The organism is Paraburkholderia bannensis, assembly GCF_014200455.1.
Taxonomy (GTDB): Bacteria; Pseudomonadota; Gammaproteobacteria; order Burkholderiales; family Burkholderiaceae; genus Paraburkholderia; species Paraburkholderia bannensis_A.
Genome location: NZ_JACHBW010000044.1, coordinates 1 through 15,970, shown reverse-complemented (window position 1 = coordinate 15,970; position 15,970 = coordinate 1). Strand labels below are relative to the sequence as shown.

Here is a 15,970-nt window from a genome sequence, read left to right as displayed (position 1 = left end):
CGCTCTCGGACTTCCGGGGAAAACTTGGTTACCTTCTTGTTCATGGCTCCATTCTCTCAAGAGTTGGAGCCTCCACAAAACCCGGGGCGGTTCAACCCGTTCAGTGCCAGCTTCAAGACCGCGCCGCGCGGGCGCAAGGCGTTCCGCTTCACGAGCTATGGCGATCTCGCCACGCCCAACACGGGCTGGGTGCTTTCATCGCCGCAGAGCCGCTTCGCCGTGGCAGCCGTCGAGCGCTTCCAGCCGCTCTTTCACCTGCTCAACGGCGACCTCTGCTACGCGAATCTGAATCCCGCGCACCAGACCGACGTATGGCGCGATTTCGGCAACAACAGTCAGACTTCGGCATCGAACCGTCCGTGGATGCCGTGCCCAGGCAATCACGAGATCGAGTTCTACAACGGCGCGCAGGGGCTGGATTCGTATCTCACCCGCTATACGCTGCCCGACAACGGCACGCGCTTCGCGGGCCGCTGGTACAGCTTCCGTGTGAGCAATGTGCTGTTCGTTTCGCTCGATGCCGACGATGTGGTCTATCAGGACGCGGCGGCCTTCGTCGCCGGCCCCGCGCCGCTCGTGCCGGCCGCGAGCACGGGCAATGCGCCGATCGCCGCGGGCACGTCGTTCTACGTGCGCGGCTACAGCAACGGCGAGCAGACGCGCTGGCTGGAAAAGACGCTGCATCATGCATCCAGCGACGACGATATCGACTGGATCGTCGTGCAGATGCATCAGGACGCGCTCAGTTCGTCGAAGACGGGCAATGGTTCGGACAAGGGTATCCGCGAGGCGTGGCTGCCGCTGTTCGACCGCTACGGCGTGGATCTGGCGGTGTGCGGTCACGATCACGATTACGAGCGCAGCTATCCGGTGCGCGGCTGCAATCACCATGCGGGCGTGGACGCGAAGACGGGCGAGCCGGTCGATACGCTGCAGCCGAGGCTCGTGCCGCATGCCCAGCTCACGCAGGCGGGCGCCAACACCTTCGACACGAGCCACGGCACCATCCATCTGATTCTGGGCGGCGGCGGCACCAGCGCGCCGCTCGACGTCTATGGCGTGGATATCGGCAACGGCAATCCGCAGGCGCGGATCTTCACGAAGCCGAACCGGCCGATTCCGAATACGGCGGCGACTGCCGCGCCGGGTACCTACGTGCGGCCCGGCGCCGATGCGCTGGAGGACGCGAACTGGTCCGCGCAGCGCGATACGGGTACCGGTTATGGGATTGCCGTGTTCGACGTGGATCCGGGCGAGCACGGCGGCAAGACCACCATCACGATGAATTACTATCACGCGCCGGGCGCCGACCAGACGCCCACGCCGGACTACGAGCTTTTCGAGACGGTGACGCTGACGAAATCGCGCGGATAAACCGCGCGCTTCCTAAAGCCCGCGGCAGCGTCCCCTCAGGTTTTCAGACCAGACCGGGCGCTGCCGCCTGCAATACATCCACGCGCGTGGGCACGAGACCGAGATCGTGGAAGGTATCGGCGATCTTTTGCTGCTCGCCAAGGATCGGCTTCGTGATCGTAACCGTGCCGAATTCGGTGCGATCGATGGCCTGCTGCACGATCGGCGCGGGCAGACCCCACAGTTTCGCGAGTTCGGCGGCGTACTCCGCGCGATGGGTCTTGCCCCATTCGTCGGTCTTCGCGATTTCATCGACGACGATGCGCAGCACGTCCGGATTCTGGCGCGCGTAGTTCTGCGACGAAAAGTAAAAGCCGCGATTGCCGTCCACCGCCGTCGCGTCGGCGAGCAGGCGCGCACCCAGCGTCGCCTGCGCGGCCGCATAAAACGGGTCCCAGATCACCCACGCGTCGATCGAGCCATTCTCGAAGGCCGCGCGCGCATCGGGCGGAGAAAGGAAAACGGGGCGGATGTCGCCGTAATCCAGGCCATGTTTGCGCAGCAGTTGCACGAGGAAAAAGTGCACGTTGCTGGCGCGGTTGAATGCGACACGTTTGCCCTTGAGATCCGCCACATCGCGCAAGGGCGAGTTGCCCGGCACGATCACGGCTTCCGAGCGCGGACGCGGCAGCGTGGCGGCCACGTAGGCGAGCGGCGCGCCGGCGGCCTGCGCGAAGATGGGCGGTGCGTCACCCACGTCGCCGAAATCGATCGAGCCCACGTTGAGGGCTTCGAGTTGCACCGGTCCCGCGTTGAATTCAGTCCAGGTGACGCTGACGCCCAGCGGCGCGAGGCGCTGTTCCAGCGATCCACGGCCCTTTAGCAGGCTCAGCGCGCCCTTCTGGTTGCCGATGCGCAGCACACGCGGCGCGGGGGCCGCCAGCGCGCCTGACGCATGCAGGCCGGGGAGCGCCGCGGCAGCAGCGCCTAGCGAGAGTTTGAGAAAGTCGCGGCGGGTGCTCATGGGTTCGGTTTCGACTCGTTATGACAGGTGCAAACGATTCTACGAAGCGCGCCGCCAAAGCCTAACGATGGAGTTTTCCGATTGAAATCAGCGTGAGGACTAAGCACCCACGGGCAGCGGCCTTGCCTGCCCATTAGTTTCCCTGTCATCGAACAGACGGTTCAATGTGATACCGTAAGCGCTCAGAGCCAGCAGTACGTTTCGGTCGAACATCAGAAGGATGCTCATGGAATTCAACAATGGCGCTGTACTCGAAGCTCTTCGACTTGCCTTGCATCGCCAGATCCCCTGGCACAAGCGACCGCCCATTTTTACGGCGCTTCGTTCGCAAGGTCTGATCCAGATCGTGGATCAGAAACCGCCTCCCAGTACGCGGTACCTTCCCCCATTACAGATTGCCACGCTTACCACCAAGGGACAGAGCGAGATCCACCGCATCGAAGCGTCCAGGCATGTTTCAGGCTGGCTGGATGACGACTACTTCGCAACGTTTCTTGCACAGGTTGCGTTTGCCTGAAAGCGCTTTGGCGCGCGCCTGAGCTATCCCACCACACTCCACGACTCGGGGCGACGATTGCGCGCTCGCTCCGGGCGTCGTCTGATGGCCACTGCGCCTGTTCCTGCAACGATTCCTCGCCTCTGGATAAACACTTCTTCATGATGCTGCATCGGGTTCGATAGGCTGAACTAACTATTCTCTCGCTACCGGGATGCGATCTACCGCATTCACAAACCGGTCAACGAATACCGTTCTCAGGAGGATAGTTCCATGAAGTCGCTCATGCTCGTCGCTGCATTCGCCGGCGCAATCGTCACCGCGTCCGCTTTCGCCCAGACCGCGCCGTCACAGACCGGCCAGCCGGCCACTTCGACCCAGGTCGCAATGAACAACACGGCCACCGCATTCAACAACGACAACGGCGGTTGGGTACCGCCTTATGGTCAACCGGTGCATCAAAAGACGCGCGCCGAGGTCTACCACGAACTCGTGCAAGCTGAGCAGGACGGTCAGCTCGCGTACCTGAACTCCACGCTCTACGCGCATTAAGCCCTTGTTTTGCAGGCTTGTTGCGTTCCACGCGCGACGCACGCTGCACGATTCAGGTCCATGCGAAAGCGGCACGCTCAGGCGTGCCGTTTGGTGTTTTGCGCGACAGGTACACGGGTGGTGCCTCGTATGTGACCTGAAATCCCATAGGCGGTTACCTTTGGTTCAGGCAATGCTTTTGAGGGTATTCGAGGTCGCTACGCGAGCTTGGGCAGCGTGAGTTGATAGCCGTAACGGCTGATGGTTTCGATGCGCACTTCGATGGCCTCGCGTTCGAGCTTGCGGCGCAGCCGCGAGACCACGAGGTTCACCGTCGATGGATCGATATCGTCCTTCTCGGGCCACGCATAGCGGATCATCTGATCGCGCGGGACAGGCATGTTCGGTTGGCGCAGCAGACATTCGACCAGCAGATATTCGCGGCGCGTGAGTTCGGCGCGGCGCGCGCCTTCGACGATCTCGCGTGTACTCGCGTCGAGCAGCGGCGCGATGGCGTCGCTGTCGGCGAGCGTCTGTGGGCCCAGCGCGCCCAGCGTCGTGTGCGTGACCGGCGCGGCGCCCGTGCGCAGCAGCGCGAGCATGCGCTCATGCATTTCGATGAACGAGAACGGATAGCGAAAACATGCGTCAGCGCCTGCGCGCAGCAGTTGCGAGCGCGCCTGGGCGCTCGCTTCGATGCCGAGTACCGCGATGATGGTGGCGCCGTTGCTCGCCTGGGCGAAGCGGGGCAGGAGCGTGAGCAGTTCGGGCAGCATCGCGCCATCGAGCGCCACGGCGATGACCGCATCGAACGCTTCTTCGCCCGCGATATGGAGACCGTCGCGCAGTTCTGCCGCGCGTTGCAGGCTATGGGCGCTTTCCTGCAGGGCCTTTTGCAGCCACGCGCCTTCGGCGTGGCACGGCGAGATGAGGAGAATGCGCATGGGATCGGTATAGGTGTTACATCAGGTGAGCGCGCGCGGCCAGCATTGCACGCTCATCCGCACGCCGGGGCCAAGGCTGCCGGCGACGGCAAGATCGGGCGCATCGTCGATCTGCAGCGTGAAGTCGTGCACCCGCAGCACCGCCGCGACCACGCTCAGGCCCAGCCCGGACCCCGCGATATGGCGCACCGCATCGCCGCGATAGAAGCGCTGGAGCACGGCGGCGCGCTCGGCAGGCGCGATGCCCAGGCCGTTATCGGTAACGGCGAGCAAAGGCCCACGCGGCGTTGCGCTCAGCCTCACGCTGACGATGCCGCCTTGCGGAGCGAACTTGATCGCGTTGTCGATGAGGTTGCTGAAGGCTTCGAACAGCAGCGCGCGGTCGCCGTGAATTTTGCTCACGGCTTCGGTCTGCACGCGCCAGTCGATTTCGCGGCTTTCCGCGAGCGGCTCGTAAAGTTCGGCGAGTTCATCGACCAGCTCGCGCAGATCGACGGTCGCGAATCCGCCGCGCCGTTGCAAGGTGCCGATCTCGGAGATGCGCAGCATCGCGCGAAAACGTTCGAGCAACTGGCCGGTTTCGGTGCGCGCGCGTTCCATCATGTCGGCGCCTTCGGCGTCGGCGCGCAGGCTTTCGCGTTCGGCGATGCGCGCGAGCAGCGTGTGCAGATGCACGAGCGGCGTGCGCAGGTCGTGCGCAATGCCATCGCATGCGCCCTTGACCTCGCCCATCAGGCGCTCGACCTCGTCGAGCATGTGGTTCACGAGATGCGCGAGCATGTCGAGTTCGTCGTCGCCGCCCACCGGCAGGCGCTGGTCGAGGTCGCCGCGCGCGATGCACTTGGTCACACGGCGGAATTCACGCACGCGGCGGATCTGCCGCAAGCCGAGCGCGAAGCCGCCTGTGGCCGCGGCCAGCAGCGCGAGCACCGCGCCGATCACCAGCGTGCGCACCATGAACTCACGAATTTCCAGCACATTGGTCATGTCGCGCGCAACCACGAGGTGCATGCCGTTGGGCCGCACTTCGCCCATTGCGCGCACGATCGGCGACTGCACGCGGTCGCGCAGCGTGAGCGTATGCCGCAGCGTGCAGCCCACGCGATCGTAGGCGATGCCGGACGGCGCTTCAAGCAGATCGCCGGCCACGTATCGGCCATCCGCCGTGAACAGGCCGTAGTAGTTCACGTGCATGCGTTCGTGCTCCAGACGCTGATAGATCGCGTCGGGCAGTTGGGCATCGGGAATCGAATCGAAGTAGATGAGCTGCCAGCTCATGATCGAATCGGTATCGCGCTCGATCGTGCGGCTGGCGCTCCATGCGATAAAGCCCACGAGCAGGGTGAGGACCACGCCGAACAGCGCGGTGTACGCGCACAGCCAGCGAAACGTGGTGGTATGCCAGCGGCGGCGCGGCAGCGCGGGCGCGCTCAACATATTGGGCGCGGCGGCGGAAGACGGACGGCTCGACACGCGGTTTATCCGAGAATGTAGCCGGAGCCGCGCACTGTCTGGATCAGCGGCGGCACGCCCGGCGGATCGATCTTCCTGCGCAGACGGCCCATATGCACGTCGATCAGGTTGGTGCCCGGATCGAAGTGGTAGCCCCAGACGGCTTCGAACAGCATCGTGCGCGTAATGGTCTTGCCCGCATGGCGCATCATGAATTCGAGCACGCGGTATTCGGTGGGCAACAGCGCGACCTCTTCGCCGTCGCGGCGCACCTTGCGCGAGATGAGGTCGAGTTCGAGCGGGCCCACGAGCAGTGCCGTTTCGCGCGCAACGGTCGCGGCCTGACGGCGGCGCAGCAGCACTTCGAGGCGCGCGGTCAGCTCTTCGGGATCGAAGGGCTTGGTGAGGTAGTCGTCGCCGCCCGCACGCAGGCCACGCACGCGCTCATCGACGTCGCCCAGCGCACTGAGCATCAGCACCGGCGTCTGGATGCCGACGGTGCGCATCGCAGTGAGAATCGACAGACCGTCGACGCCCGGCAACATCCGGTCGAGCGTGATGGCATCGTACTCGTCGCTCATGGCGCGCGCCATGCCGTCTCGGCCGTTATCGACCCAGTCGACCACGAAACCGCGCTGCGTTAGTTCATTGACAATTTCATTGGCTGTGACGGCATCGTCTTCCACCGTCAATACGCGCACCTGACTCATTTCCTCGCACTCCGCCGCGCGTCACCTGCGCGGCCTCTCTCGACGCGCAAGTTTACCGTCGTGAGGCCGCTGCGCCGCGCTGGCTTTCATGAAATTAAATTTAGGTTTGCAACTGCCTCGCACACTTGCAAAGGGCTTACGGGCACGCCCCGGCTGCCCCCGGCGACCCGGGCGGTTGCGCTCGCAGCTCGAGCTGGTAACCGTAACGGTTGATCGTCTCGATCTGGGTGCGCGCGCGATGGGTGATGAACTTGCGGCGCAGGCGCGAGACCACGAGATTCACGCTGGACGGTTCGACGTCGCCTTTTTCGGGCCACGCATAGCGGATCAACTGCTCGCGCGCGACGGGCGCATTGGCGTGGCGCAGCAGGCATTCGACCAGCAGATACTCGCGCGTGGTGAGCGAGATGCGCCGGTCCTCCTCGACGAGGTCGCGGGTAAGCGGATCGAGCCGCGCGAGGGTAGGGCCAGCCACGGCTTGGGCGGTGCGGCGCAGCGCGAGCATGCGCTCCTGGATTTCGAGCACCGACCAGGGCTGCACGAAGCAGGCGTCCGCACCCGCGCGCAAAAGGCGCGCGCAGTCGGCGGGGGTCGCGTGCGTGAGCGCGATCACGACCGCGGGCGCCTCGGGCAGGCGGGTGAAGGAGGCGAGCGCCTCGCTCAGGCCGTCGTGCGCGTGCGCGCCGCTCGCGCACAGGATCACCGCGTCGAACGACTCTTGTGAGGCGAGGAAGACAGCGTAGTAGAGGTTGTCGGCAACCTCGACGCTGTTGAGGCTTTCCCGCAACGCCTTGTATAGATAGCTCCGCTTTGCGTCGGCGGAGGAGCACAGCAGAACTCTCATGGATAGCGCGTGGTACTCCGGGCGTGTGAAGACCAGCAGTCGATGGTGACGGTGGTGCCCGCGGTGTTGCGCGGGGTGGTGGTTCTGCCGGTTTCGATGTCTGCGTCGTTGATTGCAAGGCGGAAGTCATGCAGCCGCAGCACCGCCGCGACGATGCCAAGCCCGAGCCCCGTGCCGGGTAGATGGCGGGCCGCGTCGCTGCGGTAGTAGCGTCCCAGCACCGCGCTGCGTTCCTCAGGCGCGATGCCTGGGCCGTTGTCCGTAACGCTGAACTGCGCGCCCAACGGCGTCGCGTGGAGCGCGACGCGTACACGACCGCCTTGCGGCGCGAATTTGATGGCGTTGTCTAGCAGGTTGCTGAAGGCCTCGAATAGCAGCGCGCGGTCGGCGTGGATCGGGGCGGGTTCCAGCGGGCTGGCGCCTTGGTCGATGCGCAGGTCGATCTGCCGGTCTTCCGCGAGCGGTGCGTAGAGGTCGCACAGCTCGGCCACGAGTTCGGGCAGCGACACCTGCGCAAAGGCGCTGCGCCGCTTGATGGCGCCGATCTCCGAGATGCGCAGCAGCGCAGAAAAGCGTTCGAGGACCGTGTCGGCCTCGTCGCGCGCTCTCTCGATCAGGGCCGCCACGGCGGGTTCGTCGCGCCGCTTCAGGGTGTCGGCGGCGTGCGATAGACGCAGGCGCAGGCGCGTGAGCGGCGTGCGCAGATCGTGGGCGATGCCGTCGCAGGCGCTCTTGACCTCGCCAATCAGGCGTTCCACTTCGTCGAGCATGCGGTTGACGAGATCGGCCAGCATGTCGAGCTCATCGCCGCCCACCACGGGTAGGCGCTCGCCGAGTTCGCCGTTGGCGATGCGCGCGGTCGCACGCCGGATCTGGGCGACGCGTCGAATCTGCCGCATGCTCAGCAGCAGCCCCGCGCAAAGACTGCCGCCCAGGCACAACAGGCCGCCGCCGAACAGCGCCTTGAGCAGTTCGCCGTGGACGTGGCGCACGTCCGAGAGGGTGCGTGCGACGACGAGGCGCGAGCCGTCGGCGCGGATTTCGCCCATTGCGCGCAGCCCCGTCCGGTTGGCGGGCGTGACGCCGGTGTCGATCAGCAGCGTCTGGCCGCTCGCAAGCTCGTGCGGGCGGCCCCAAGGGTCGAGCGCCAGGCCCGAGGGCAGCGTGTGAATGTCACCGGCCAGCCAGCGGCCGTCGGCACTAAAGAGGCCGTAAAAGTTCTGCTGGCGGTTTTCGCGGTGCAAACGGGCAGCGATGGCGGCGCCGAGCGTCGCATCGTCGCGTGAATCGAAGTAGCGCAGTTGCCAGCGCAGGCCGCTATCGGTCTCGCGCAGCATCGCGTGAGTTACCGAATATTCGATGAAGCCGAGCAGCACCATGAAGGACACCGAGAACACCGCCGCGTAGGCGGCGAACCAGCGGAAGGTCGTGGTCTTCCAGCGCTCGTGGCCAAGCCCGCCGGACGGTGTGCGGGGCAGTTCGGCGTCACGCGACGCAAGCGCTTCAGTCGCCTCGACGGTTTCAGCAGCGTCCGGCATGAAGGCCCCCAGGCGGCCGGCGACCCAGCCGGGCAAATTCATGGCGTGCCGCGAGCCGCATGCTCGCGCAACTGCGTGGCGGTTTCGCTGACTGACATGGTTTCCTCAACTGCCTTCCTCGATGCGCCGCCTGGTTGGACGGATGAGCGCCATGATTGCGCGCGTGGCCGGCCATGATACGGGTGGGCAATTGCCCAAACGGCATCACAGCGATGAAGAGCGGGTCATGTTCTTACCGCCGGGTGACGCGAACCTGACAGTTTGTCAATTCCGGGCGACGCGAGGCGAGCGTCCTGGATGGGCGCCCAGAAAACGGCCGGAGCCTTCGATGACCGTTCTTTCATGCTCTCGCGTGGCCGATCTGTTGTCGGCCCACAATAAATCGGAGATCACCATGAAGCGTTGGCGCAGGCTGGTATTGATTCCATTCTTCGGCACCGCGAACTTGAGTGCGTTTGCCGCACCGCATCTGTCACAGCACGCCAGGCACAGTTACCCCTTCGTCAAACCCGCGCATGAGGTCACGCATGGCCAACTCATGCAGGAACTCAAGGATCTCTCCAAGGTGGGTTACGTCGAGCGAGCGGTGGACAGTCACTACCCGTCCGACCTCGAAGCCGCACAGCGACGTCTGGGCACGCTCTATCAGCATGATTGCCTCCCCCATCACGCCGCGGCAACTGCGCAGCCCGGCATGCAGCCCCGGGTTTCGGCCGGGAATCAGGCGCATTAGGTCTGCTTCGCCCAGTTAGCAAGGTCACCGCAAGCGGGTGTTACGGTGCACCTTGATGAGCATGATTTGCCGGTTTCCCATTTCCGGTAACCTTTCTCAGGTAACGCGATATGGGAACCGGTGACCTTTCCTGGGTTTACCCCGATCTCTCGCGCTTGCCCTCATCAGGGCGCCCAGTGGTGCTGTTCAGACGGATTTGAGGTTACCTGACGCCAGGTGTCTGAAACGACGCGCTTGCTTAGCAGGTCGATCGGTTGCCCCATAGCCGGTTACCTATGTCACACAAGTTTCCCCCATATTTTGTGACCATACAGTGATCTAGTTATAAAAATCATGGAGTTAGCGCGTTAACTCAATGTGTTTTCCTGGGTGTTTCAGTTTAGGTAACCCGCAATGGGAGTCCTATTGGCGTGCAATTGCATGTAGGTCACCGTCGATGGGATTGGGCATGTTGGTGACCACTTACATACGGATAGGGTCCCGGTTTTGGGAAACCTCTTTCTTGTTGGACGCATCGTTTGAGTGTTTACCAAATACGCTTTAGAACCTTTAGTAAACCTTTAGGACGCTGGAAGCCTTACTGGGCATGGGTTTGCGGCCGATTTGGTCACGTCTTATGGGGTTTCAGATACCGGGTATGGGAGTTCGGGGCTGTGGATATGGGATTTCGGTATCCGGCGATGGGGACTTCGGACTGTGGATATGGGAAAAAGGTCGCCCGGTATGGGAAAAATTGCCGAAAAGGGCTTAGGTTGCGGGTTATGGGAGACCCTGAAGGTGCCCGATTATGGGTTTCCGGCGCGCTCTTTGAAGTCCCTCCGGCATGATTTCCTGTTCCGTGGGTATCCAGTTATGGGGAATTGCCTAGGTAACGCTTTATGGTGCTTCTGCGGGTTGCTCGCTGGAGGTAGCCGGTTGGCCCGGTCGAGGCCACTTCACGCAGAGACTTGATATGCGGACATCTGTGTTTTGCTGGGTAACGGGTTATGGGGAACGGCAAAGGTAGCGGGTTATGGTGCTGCATTGGTACATGCTCGGCGAAACCCCCCTGAAACAAGGCGATTAAAGGTAATCATTTATGGGATCTGCTAAAGGTGCCCGAGCATGGGAGGATTTCGGGGCATCGCGTGAGAAGATCCGCTAGGCGCCTGGTTAGGCAATAAATCCCATAGACGGGTACCTGTGGGTAACTATATTGAGAGTGAGTACTCACATAAGTGACTGAAGGTGACCGGATATGGGAGTTTTTTTGCGGGAGGGCAGGTTAAAGGTCACGGGTTATGGGCTGTTTTGCAAGCGCCTCGTCGAGTCTTGGCGCCCTGCTCCCGCCTTGCGCGCTAACGGCGACGGCGTCGGCTTGCAATCTTGAGGCTGGCGCTGTCGCGCCGGCGCACCGACATATCGGCACGCTTGAGTCACCTGGTCGCTTGGTATACAGTTACCAACCGACCAGGTTTCCTTTTACGTGGGTCCTATGGCAAGAAAAAAGGCCGACGCCGGCGACGCCGACAAGCAAGGCGCACTCGTATTCCAGCAAGGCCAGCCCCCCGATCTGTTCCGCAAGGCGGTTCCTGCGATTCACATCGCACCGAAATCCGGATCGATCAGCCTTCAGCAACGCAAGATGTTTAGTTCCCTGATCAAGAACGCAATCCGCCAGGATTCGCTTGAGCAAGGTCGCTCGTCGTTCGAGATCACGATTTCCGCCCTCTCGCAGGACGTTGATCTGAACAGCAACAACACAGAGTACGTCAAGGAAACGATCAACTCGCTCATCAGCACGGTCGTCAACTGGGATTACCTCACGCAGGATAAACGCAGTATCTGGAAAGCTTCAGGTCTGCTCGCGGGCGCAGAACTCGAACGATCGGTGCTGCGTTACACGTTCTCCGAACAGATCCGCGGCGAGCTGCTTAACCCCGAAATCTACGCGATGATCGACATGCGGATCACGCGTCAATTCAGGAAGGCACACTCGCTTGCGCTGTGGGAGAACGTCGTCCGCTATGAAGCGGTTGGCGTGACGGCGCGTTTTCCGCTGGCGACCCTGCGCGACCTGATTCTCGGGCAGGACACCTCGGCGCAGTCATACAAGTTGTACAAGCAGTTCAAAAGCCGCGTGCTGGTGCCTTGTATCAAGGAAGTCAACGAGATCTCGGATCACAACTTCGAACTCATCGAGCACAAGGTCGGACGCTCGGTGGTGGCCTTGCAGTTCCGTGTCACCCGTAAGCCGGAAACGGATCCGTCGCAGGAAATGCGCGCCAACGATACCTTGCTGATCGGCGAGATGGCGAAGTTCAGCATTCCGGTCTCGGAAGCGCGGCGTCTACTCAAGCAATACGGCGACGAAAAGATCCGCACCGCGGTGGCCTACACGGCTGCACGCGTCGCGCAAAAGAACGCAGCGCCGCTCGCGAACGTCGCCGCGTATTTCCGCAAAGCGCTTATGCAGGGCTATCAACTGCCCGGCGCAACTGCTGCGGCCAGTGCGAACGCCGATGCGGGCAAGGTGCGAGAAAGCCAGGATCAGGTGCAGGACCGTTACATCGCCGCGAAGATCGCGGAGGCGCGTTCGTATTTCAATGAACTCGAATACGACGACCAGACGGCGCTCATCAAGCGTTACAACGAGACGGTCGGCATGGACAAGCTCAAGGTGTCGACTTCTAAGGTACCGAGCAAGATGGCCTCGACAAACTTTTTCCGTTGGGTCGTGCTGGACACCTGGGGGCAACCGACGGCAGCGGATCTGCTTGAGTTCCTCTTGAGTGGACAGCAGGCGCCCGCTGGCGATGCGCAAGGTGCGATGGGGGACGTCGAACTGGCCTTCAAGTCGCGCGAAGAGTAAAGGAGGCCACGCCCTACTAGCGAAATTTGCCCATTATAAAAACATAGGTAAATTTCGCTTTATCAATTTTCCGCATTCTTCGGGACGGTGCTGATTTTGTGAAGTTTGGCACGATCCCGATGTCTCAATCCCTGATTCGCTTCAATGCGAACTGCGGTTCTGATACGTCTCTCTTGATCTGTTCGTTGATGGGGATCTCCACGTGGAGATTGGCTTGAGCTCGCTTCGCATTGTTTGTTGTTTGTTGCTTGGCTTCGGGTTTTTTTGAGGCTGAAGAAAGGCGTGGTGTAGGGAATCTGCGCAGCCGCTCGTTTGCTAACTGAGTAAGCCGCATTCAAACGAGTGGCCTGAACCAGACTGTCCGCTCCTGCGCTGATGGCGGAACGTGGATATGCATCAATTGTTGGCAGTCTCCACGTGGAGAATTTCTGCGCCGTGCTTCGCAATCAAGTCAGAAAAAGCACCAATCGTTCTTCGACACTCGCAAGCCCCTTGGTTGAAACTCTCCGCATAGAGACAAGCGAGACCTGAGAGAGTTGTTATATCTACGCGTTGGGTAACTACTCTGTCGGTTGGTCCACGGTTGGATAGTTACCTCCGTCTGTGCCAATTGCATGCAAGTGCGATCGACTCGATAACTCTCCACGTGGAGATGGCCGCTATACCAACACTGAAAGCATCAAGGCTTTCACGATTATTCCTGTCAGTCCAATTTGCGATGAGATCCGTCGGCCCGGAGAGGCTAAGGGCAGATAGGGGCCTCGCCGCATCTGTGAGGATAAATTCTCCACGTGAAGATTCCGACGGAGAGTTACGCAAGAAGTTAAATCCCCTGGTACTCTGCGGAGCAACATTAAACGCGCGATGCCCCTGGCCAAATGGCTAATTGGTGGTCAACCAGCAACGATTTCAGCGCTAAAGCTAGAATTTACTTTAACTAGACGTTAGACTGCCAGTTGACTCAATGGAGGGTCTCCACGTGGAGATTGCACGTGAAAATCCCTCCACCGTTGAACATCGCATGGAGATCCGAATGGGACTGGTCATCGCTGTAGCGAACCAAAAGGGCGGGGTAGGCAAGACGACCACCAGCATGAATCTGGCTGGTGCATTTCAGTCCGAAGGCTACAAAGTCTATGTCGCCGATGCCGACGGTCAGCAATCGTGCATGAGTTGGTGTGCCGCTGCAGGCCCGGAGACGCCCTTGCCGTTCCGGGTTGGCAGCATCAATAAGCTGGAAAAGATGATTGGCCCGGAAATCGCCGCTTTGGCGAACGACTACGATGTCGTGATTGTCGATTGTCCGCCGAATATTAATGATCTTACGACGGCACGTGTGCTCGCCGTTGCCGACGCCACCGTTATCCCGACCGACGCTTCGCCGATCGATATCTGGAGTAGTGAAGGGATGATGGAACTGGTTGAGCGTACGCGTGTCGCGAATCCCGCAGGAAAATTCGCAATTTTGTTGAATAAATCTAATTCGAAGACGTTGTTGCACACGCAAATGAGTGCAATCCTGGCGGAAAGCAATGTCCGCGTGCTGTCGTCGACGGTGAAACAACGCGAGCTTTATCGCCAGGCTGCCGCACTCGGTCGGACCGTCTTCGATGTTAAAGGCGTGCGCGGGGTGAAGGTGGCCAAGGACGAAATCGCTGCGGTTTACAACGAAATCATCGCGCTGGTGCAGGAAGAGGAGTTTGTCGATGGCAACTAAGCTGAATTTCACCAGCAAGGTTCGCGCGGGCATGGCCGTCGAGCGCGCCTCGGCAGAGGAGCGCCTCGCCGATGGCGACATTGTCGGCATTGCGCAGCGAGATGCAGCCGTGGTGACGCTGGCTGAAGTTGCGCCGGCCGCGGCGACGGTTGAATCCGCGCCCGTTGTGTCGGCGGCAACGATCGCGCCAGTTGCCTCCGTTGGGCCAGGCAACGCAACGACTCACGCGGTCGCACGCATTCTGGTTGAAGACGTTGTCTCGAATCCATATAACCCGCGGGCGTTCTACAGCGCGGAAACTATCGACGAGCTCGCCGACAGCTTCGGCAAACAAGGCCAGATCACGCCTATCCTCGTGACCCGGCTCGCGGAATTTCCCGGCAAATATGTGATCGTCGATGGCGAACGCCGTATTCGTGCGGCGCGCTCACGCGGCGACAAGCATATCGATGCCGATGTCCGCGACGGTCTCGATAACCAGAACCTCTATCTGCGCGCCTACCACGCGAACAAGGAGCGCGAAGAGCAGACCGTCTTTGACGACGCTCTCGCATGGAAAAAGCTCCTCGACGATGGCGTGTACGTTGACCAGGTCGAACTGGGAGTCGCGGTGAGCGAGGACCCTAAGCACATCAGCAAGGTTATTTCGCTGACTTCGCTGCCGCCGTACCTTCTGCAACGGATGGCGCAGAACCGCAAGGATGTTGGACTCGGTCACGCCTACAACATCAAGCTGATCTTCGATCGCGCCGGCGCGACTGTCGCCGAGCACTGGCTCGAACAGGTGATCGAAGGGAAGGCAAGCGTGCGGAAGCTGGAAGCCGCTGCGTCGGCGGAGGCCGGTGCTCGCCGCATCGGTCCGCGTCGCACGCACTACCAGTCGCGCGTTCAATTCAATCGACCGGATGGTGTTGCGTTGGGGGAACTCAAACTCTTCGGCGATGGCCGCGCTGAATTGAACCTGAAGGGCATTGCAGCAGCGGATCAACAACGTCTGGCTGAGCGCATGAAAGCCGTGATTGACGAATGGGCTGCGGAGATGGAAACAGCAACGGCAAGCTAGCGCGCAGTGGTGCTCTAGCTATAGCGAAGAGGGCAGGGCTCATACGGGCGCCTGCCCTTGTTTTTGGGCCATCAGGAGCCATTGCGTTGCTCGGAGGAGGGGCTGGGGTCGAAACCGTGAAACAATGCCTAGAAAAAACGATGAGCGATAAAATCTTTTCGAGTCAAGGGCTTACACTATAAAATCTAGAATGTTTCACGCATGGATTCGTTTCTTGCGCGGTTTCAGTACCCCTTATGAGAACCTCGGACACCTTCCTGCGAAGAGTCGACTAAATCGTACGATTCAAAATGTAATTCGTAGTTATCAGAACGATTTTCGACTGAATCGTATGAATTGACAATTCCTGCCGGCTACGCCATGCTTTTACGAATGAACACGCGCCTCCGTCCGATTACGCTGATTATTATCGCCATTCATCGAATGGTGGGTTAGCGTACGTCTGGTAGAAGCGACAACAACCCGCCCCACGAGGCGGGTTTTTTGTTTCCGCTTCCTGGGCTCTAAAAGAGACAGCACAGGAGCCGTCATGCAGGTCCAATCAAGCCGTACCGCAGCCGAAGCCGAAACTTGCGCAGAAACGCTACCCGCGCAGCAGACCGACTATCTCCGCTTGATTCTCACCGCCCGCGTCTACGACGCCGCCCGCGAGACCGAACTCGAACGCGCGCCGAATCTTTCGACGCGTTTGCGCAACACGGTCCTGCTCAAGCG

At 61.2% G+C, this 15,970-nt stretch carries 12 protein-coding genes and 2 pseudogenes; 8 read left to right on the top strand and 6 right to left on the bottom strand.

Translation table 11 applies throughout. The annotated features are described in order from the left end of the window. Positions 1-96: 96 nt before the first annotated feature. A pseudogene (locus tag F4827_RS34390) lies at positions 97-1,374 on the top strand (metallophosphoesterase); the annotation flags it as partial. A 43-nt stretch (positions 1,375-1,417) separates the two neighbouring features. Here the strand turns inward: F4827_RS34390 and F4827_RS34385 are convergent. After that, entirely contained in the window at positions 1,418-2,377 is a 960-nt protein-coding gene (locus F4827_RS34385; protein WP_183733583.1) for a sulfonate ABC transporter substrate-binding protein, read from the bottom strand. 226 nt (positions 2,378-2,603) lie between these two features. Between F4827_RS34385 and F4827_RS34380 the strand changes: the two genes are divergently transcribed. Both F4827_RS34380 and F4827_RS34375 read left to right on the top strand, forming a co-directional pair. After that, entirely contained in the window at positions 2,604-2,894 is a 291-nt protein-coding gene (locus tag F4827_RS34380; protein WP_183733586.1) for a hypothetical protein, read from the top strand. A 252-nt stretch (positions 2,895-3,146) separates the two neighbouring features. Further along, complete coding sequence (locus tag F4827_RS34375; RefSeq protein ID WP_183733589.1) at positions 3,147-3,425, top strand: DUF4148 domain-containing protein; 279 nt, start codon at positions 3,147-3,149, stop codon at positions 3,423-3,425. A 197-nt stretch (positions 3,426-3,622) separates the two neighbouring features. Here the strand turns inward: F4827_RS34375 and F4827_RS34370 are convergent, their stop codons facing one another. From F4827_RS34370 to F4827_RS34350, 5 genes are all read right to left on the bottom strand, one after another. Then, entirely contained in the window at positions 3,623-4,348 is a 726-nt protein-coding gene (locus F4827_RS34370; protein ID WP_183733592.1) for a response regulator transcription factor, read from the bottom strand. A 21-nt stretch (positions 4,349-4,369) separates the two neighbouring features. Continuing rightward, a complete protein-coding gene (locus F4827_RS34365; protein WP_183733609.1) occupies positions 4,370-5,785 on the bottom strand; it encodes a HAMP domain-containing sensor histidine kinase in 1,416 nt (471 codons plus the stop codon). A gap of 41 nt (positions 5,786-5,826) precedes the next feature. Beyond that, positions 5,827-6,501, bottom strand: coding sequence for a response regulator transcription factor (locus F4827_RS34360; RefSeq protein WP_183733612.1), 675 nt, complete (start codon positions 6,499-6,501; stop codon positions 5,827-5,829). 145 nt (positions 6,502-6,646) lie between these two features. Next, the gene (locus F4827_RS34355) at positions 6,647-7,354 is read right to left on the bottom strand and encodes a response regulator transcription factor (protein WP_183733594.1); all 708 of its coding nucleotides are present in this window, start codon (positions 7,352-7,354) and stop codon (positions 6,647-6,649) included. Further along, on the bottom strand, positions 7,351-8,934 hold the full coding sequence (locus F4827_RS34350) for a HAMP domain-containing sensor histidine kinase (protein ID WP_260175565.1): 1,584 nt from the start codon (positions 8,932-8,934) through the stop codon (positions 7,351-7,353). The genes F4827_RS34355 and F4827_RS34350 overlap by 4 nt, the downstream gene beginning before the upstream one ends. A gap of 100 nt (positions 8,935-9,034) precedes the next feature. Here F4827_RS34350 and F4827_RS34345 point away from each other — a divergent pair, with 100 nt between their 5' ends. The 5 genes and pseudogenes from F4827_RS34345 to F4827_RS34325 form a co-directional block, all read left to right on the top strand. Continuing rightward, the gene (locus F4827_RS34345) at positions 9,035-9,625 is read left to right on the top strand and encodes a DUF4148 domain-containing protein (RefSeq protein WP_183733597.1); all 591 of its coding nucleotides are present in this window, start codon (positions 9,035-9,037) and stop codon (positions 9,623-9,625) included. Positions 9,626-11,099: 1,474 nt separating this feature from the next. Next, the gene (locus F4827_RS34340) at positions 11,100-12,476 is read left to right on the top strand and encodes a replication initiation protein (protein ID WP_183733600.1); all 1,377 of its coding nucleotides are present in this window, start codon (positions 11,100-11,102) and stop codon (positions 12,474-12,476) included. A 1,033-nt stretch (positions 12,477-13,509) separates the two neighbouring features. Then, entirely contained in the window at positions 13,510-14,193 is a 684-nt protein-coding gene (parA, locus tag F4827_RS34335) for a ParA family partition ATPase (protein WP_183733603.1), read from the top strand. 31 nt (positions 14,194-14,224) lie between these two features. Then, a complete protein-coding gene (locus F4827_RS34330; protein WP_260175566.1) occupies positions 14,225-15,256 on the top strand; it encodes a ParB/RepB/Spo0J family partition protein in 1,032 nt (343 codons plus the stop codon). A 529-nt stretch (positions 15,257-15,785) separates the two neighbouring features. Then, positions 15,786-15,970, top strand: a pseudogene (locus F4827_RS34325) (threonine ammonia-lyase, biosynthetic); the annotation flags it as partial.

Excerpts from the sequence above, each read along its gene's own strand:
- F4827_RS34350 (WP_260175565.1), bottom strand. The coding sequence starts at position 8,934 with ATGAATTTGCCCGGCTGGGTCGCCGGCCGCCTGGGGGCCTTCATGCCG.
- F4827_RS34340 (WP_183733600.1), top strand. The coding sequence starts at position 11,100 with ATGGCAAGAAAAAAGGCCGACGCCGGCGACGCCGACAAGCAAGGCGCA.
- parA (WP_183733603.1), top strand. The coding sequence starts at position 13,510 with ATGGGACTGGTCATCGCTGTAGCGAACCAAAAGGGCGGGGTAGGCAAG.
- F4827_RS34370 (WP_183733592.1), bottom strand. The coding sequence starts at position 4,348 with ATGCGCATTCTCCTCATCTCGCCGTGCCACGCCGAAGGCGCGTGGCTG.
- F4827_RS34365 (WP_183733609.1), bottom strand. The coding sequence starts at position 5,785 with ATGTTGAGCGCGCCCGCGCTGCCGCGCCGCCGCTGGCATACCACCACG.
- F4827_RS34345 (WP_183733597.1), top strand. The coding sequence starts at position 9,035 with ATGAGCGCCATGATTGCGCGCGTGGCCGGCCATGATACGGGTGGGCAA.
- F4827_RS34385 (WP_183733583.1), bottom strand. The coding sequence starts at position 2,377 with ATGAGCACCCGCCGCGACTTTCTCAAACTCTCGCTAGGCGCTGCTGCC.
- F4827_RS34375 (WP_183733589.1), top strand. The coding sequence starts at position 3,147 with ATGAAGTCGCTCATGCTCGTCGCTGCATTCGCCGGCGCAATCGTCACC.
- F4827_RS34355 (WP_183733594.1), bottom strand. The coding sequence starts at position 7,354 with ATGAGAGTTCTGCTGTGCTCCTCCGCCGACGCAAAGCGGAGCTATCTA.
- F4827_RS34330 (WP_260175566.1), top strand. The coding sequence starts at position 14,225 with ATGGCCGTCGAGCGCGCCTCGGCAGAGGAGCGCCTCGCCGATGGCGAC.
- F4827_RS34380 (WP_183733586.1), top strand. The coding sequence starts at position 2,604 with ATGGAATTCAACAATGGCGCTGTACTCGAAGCTCTTCGACTTGCCTTG.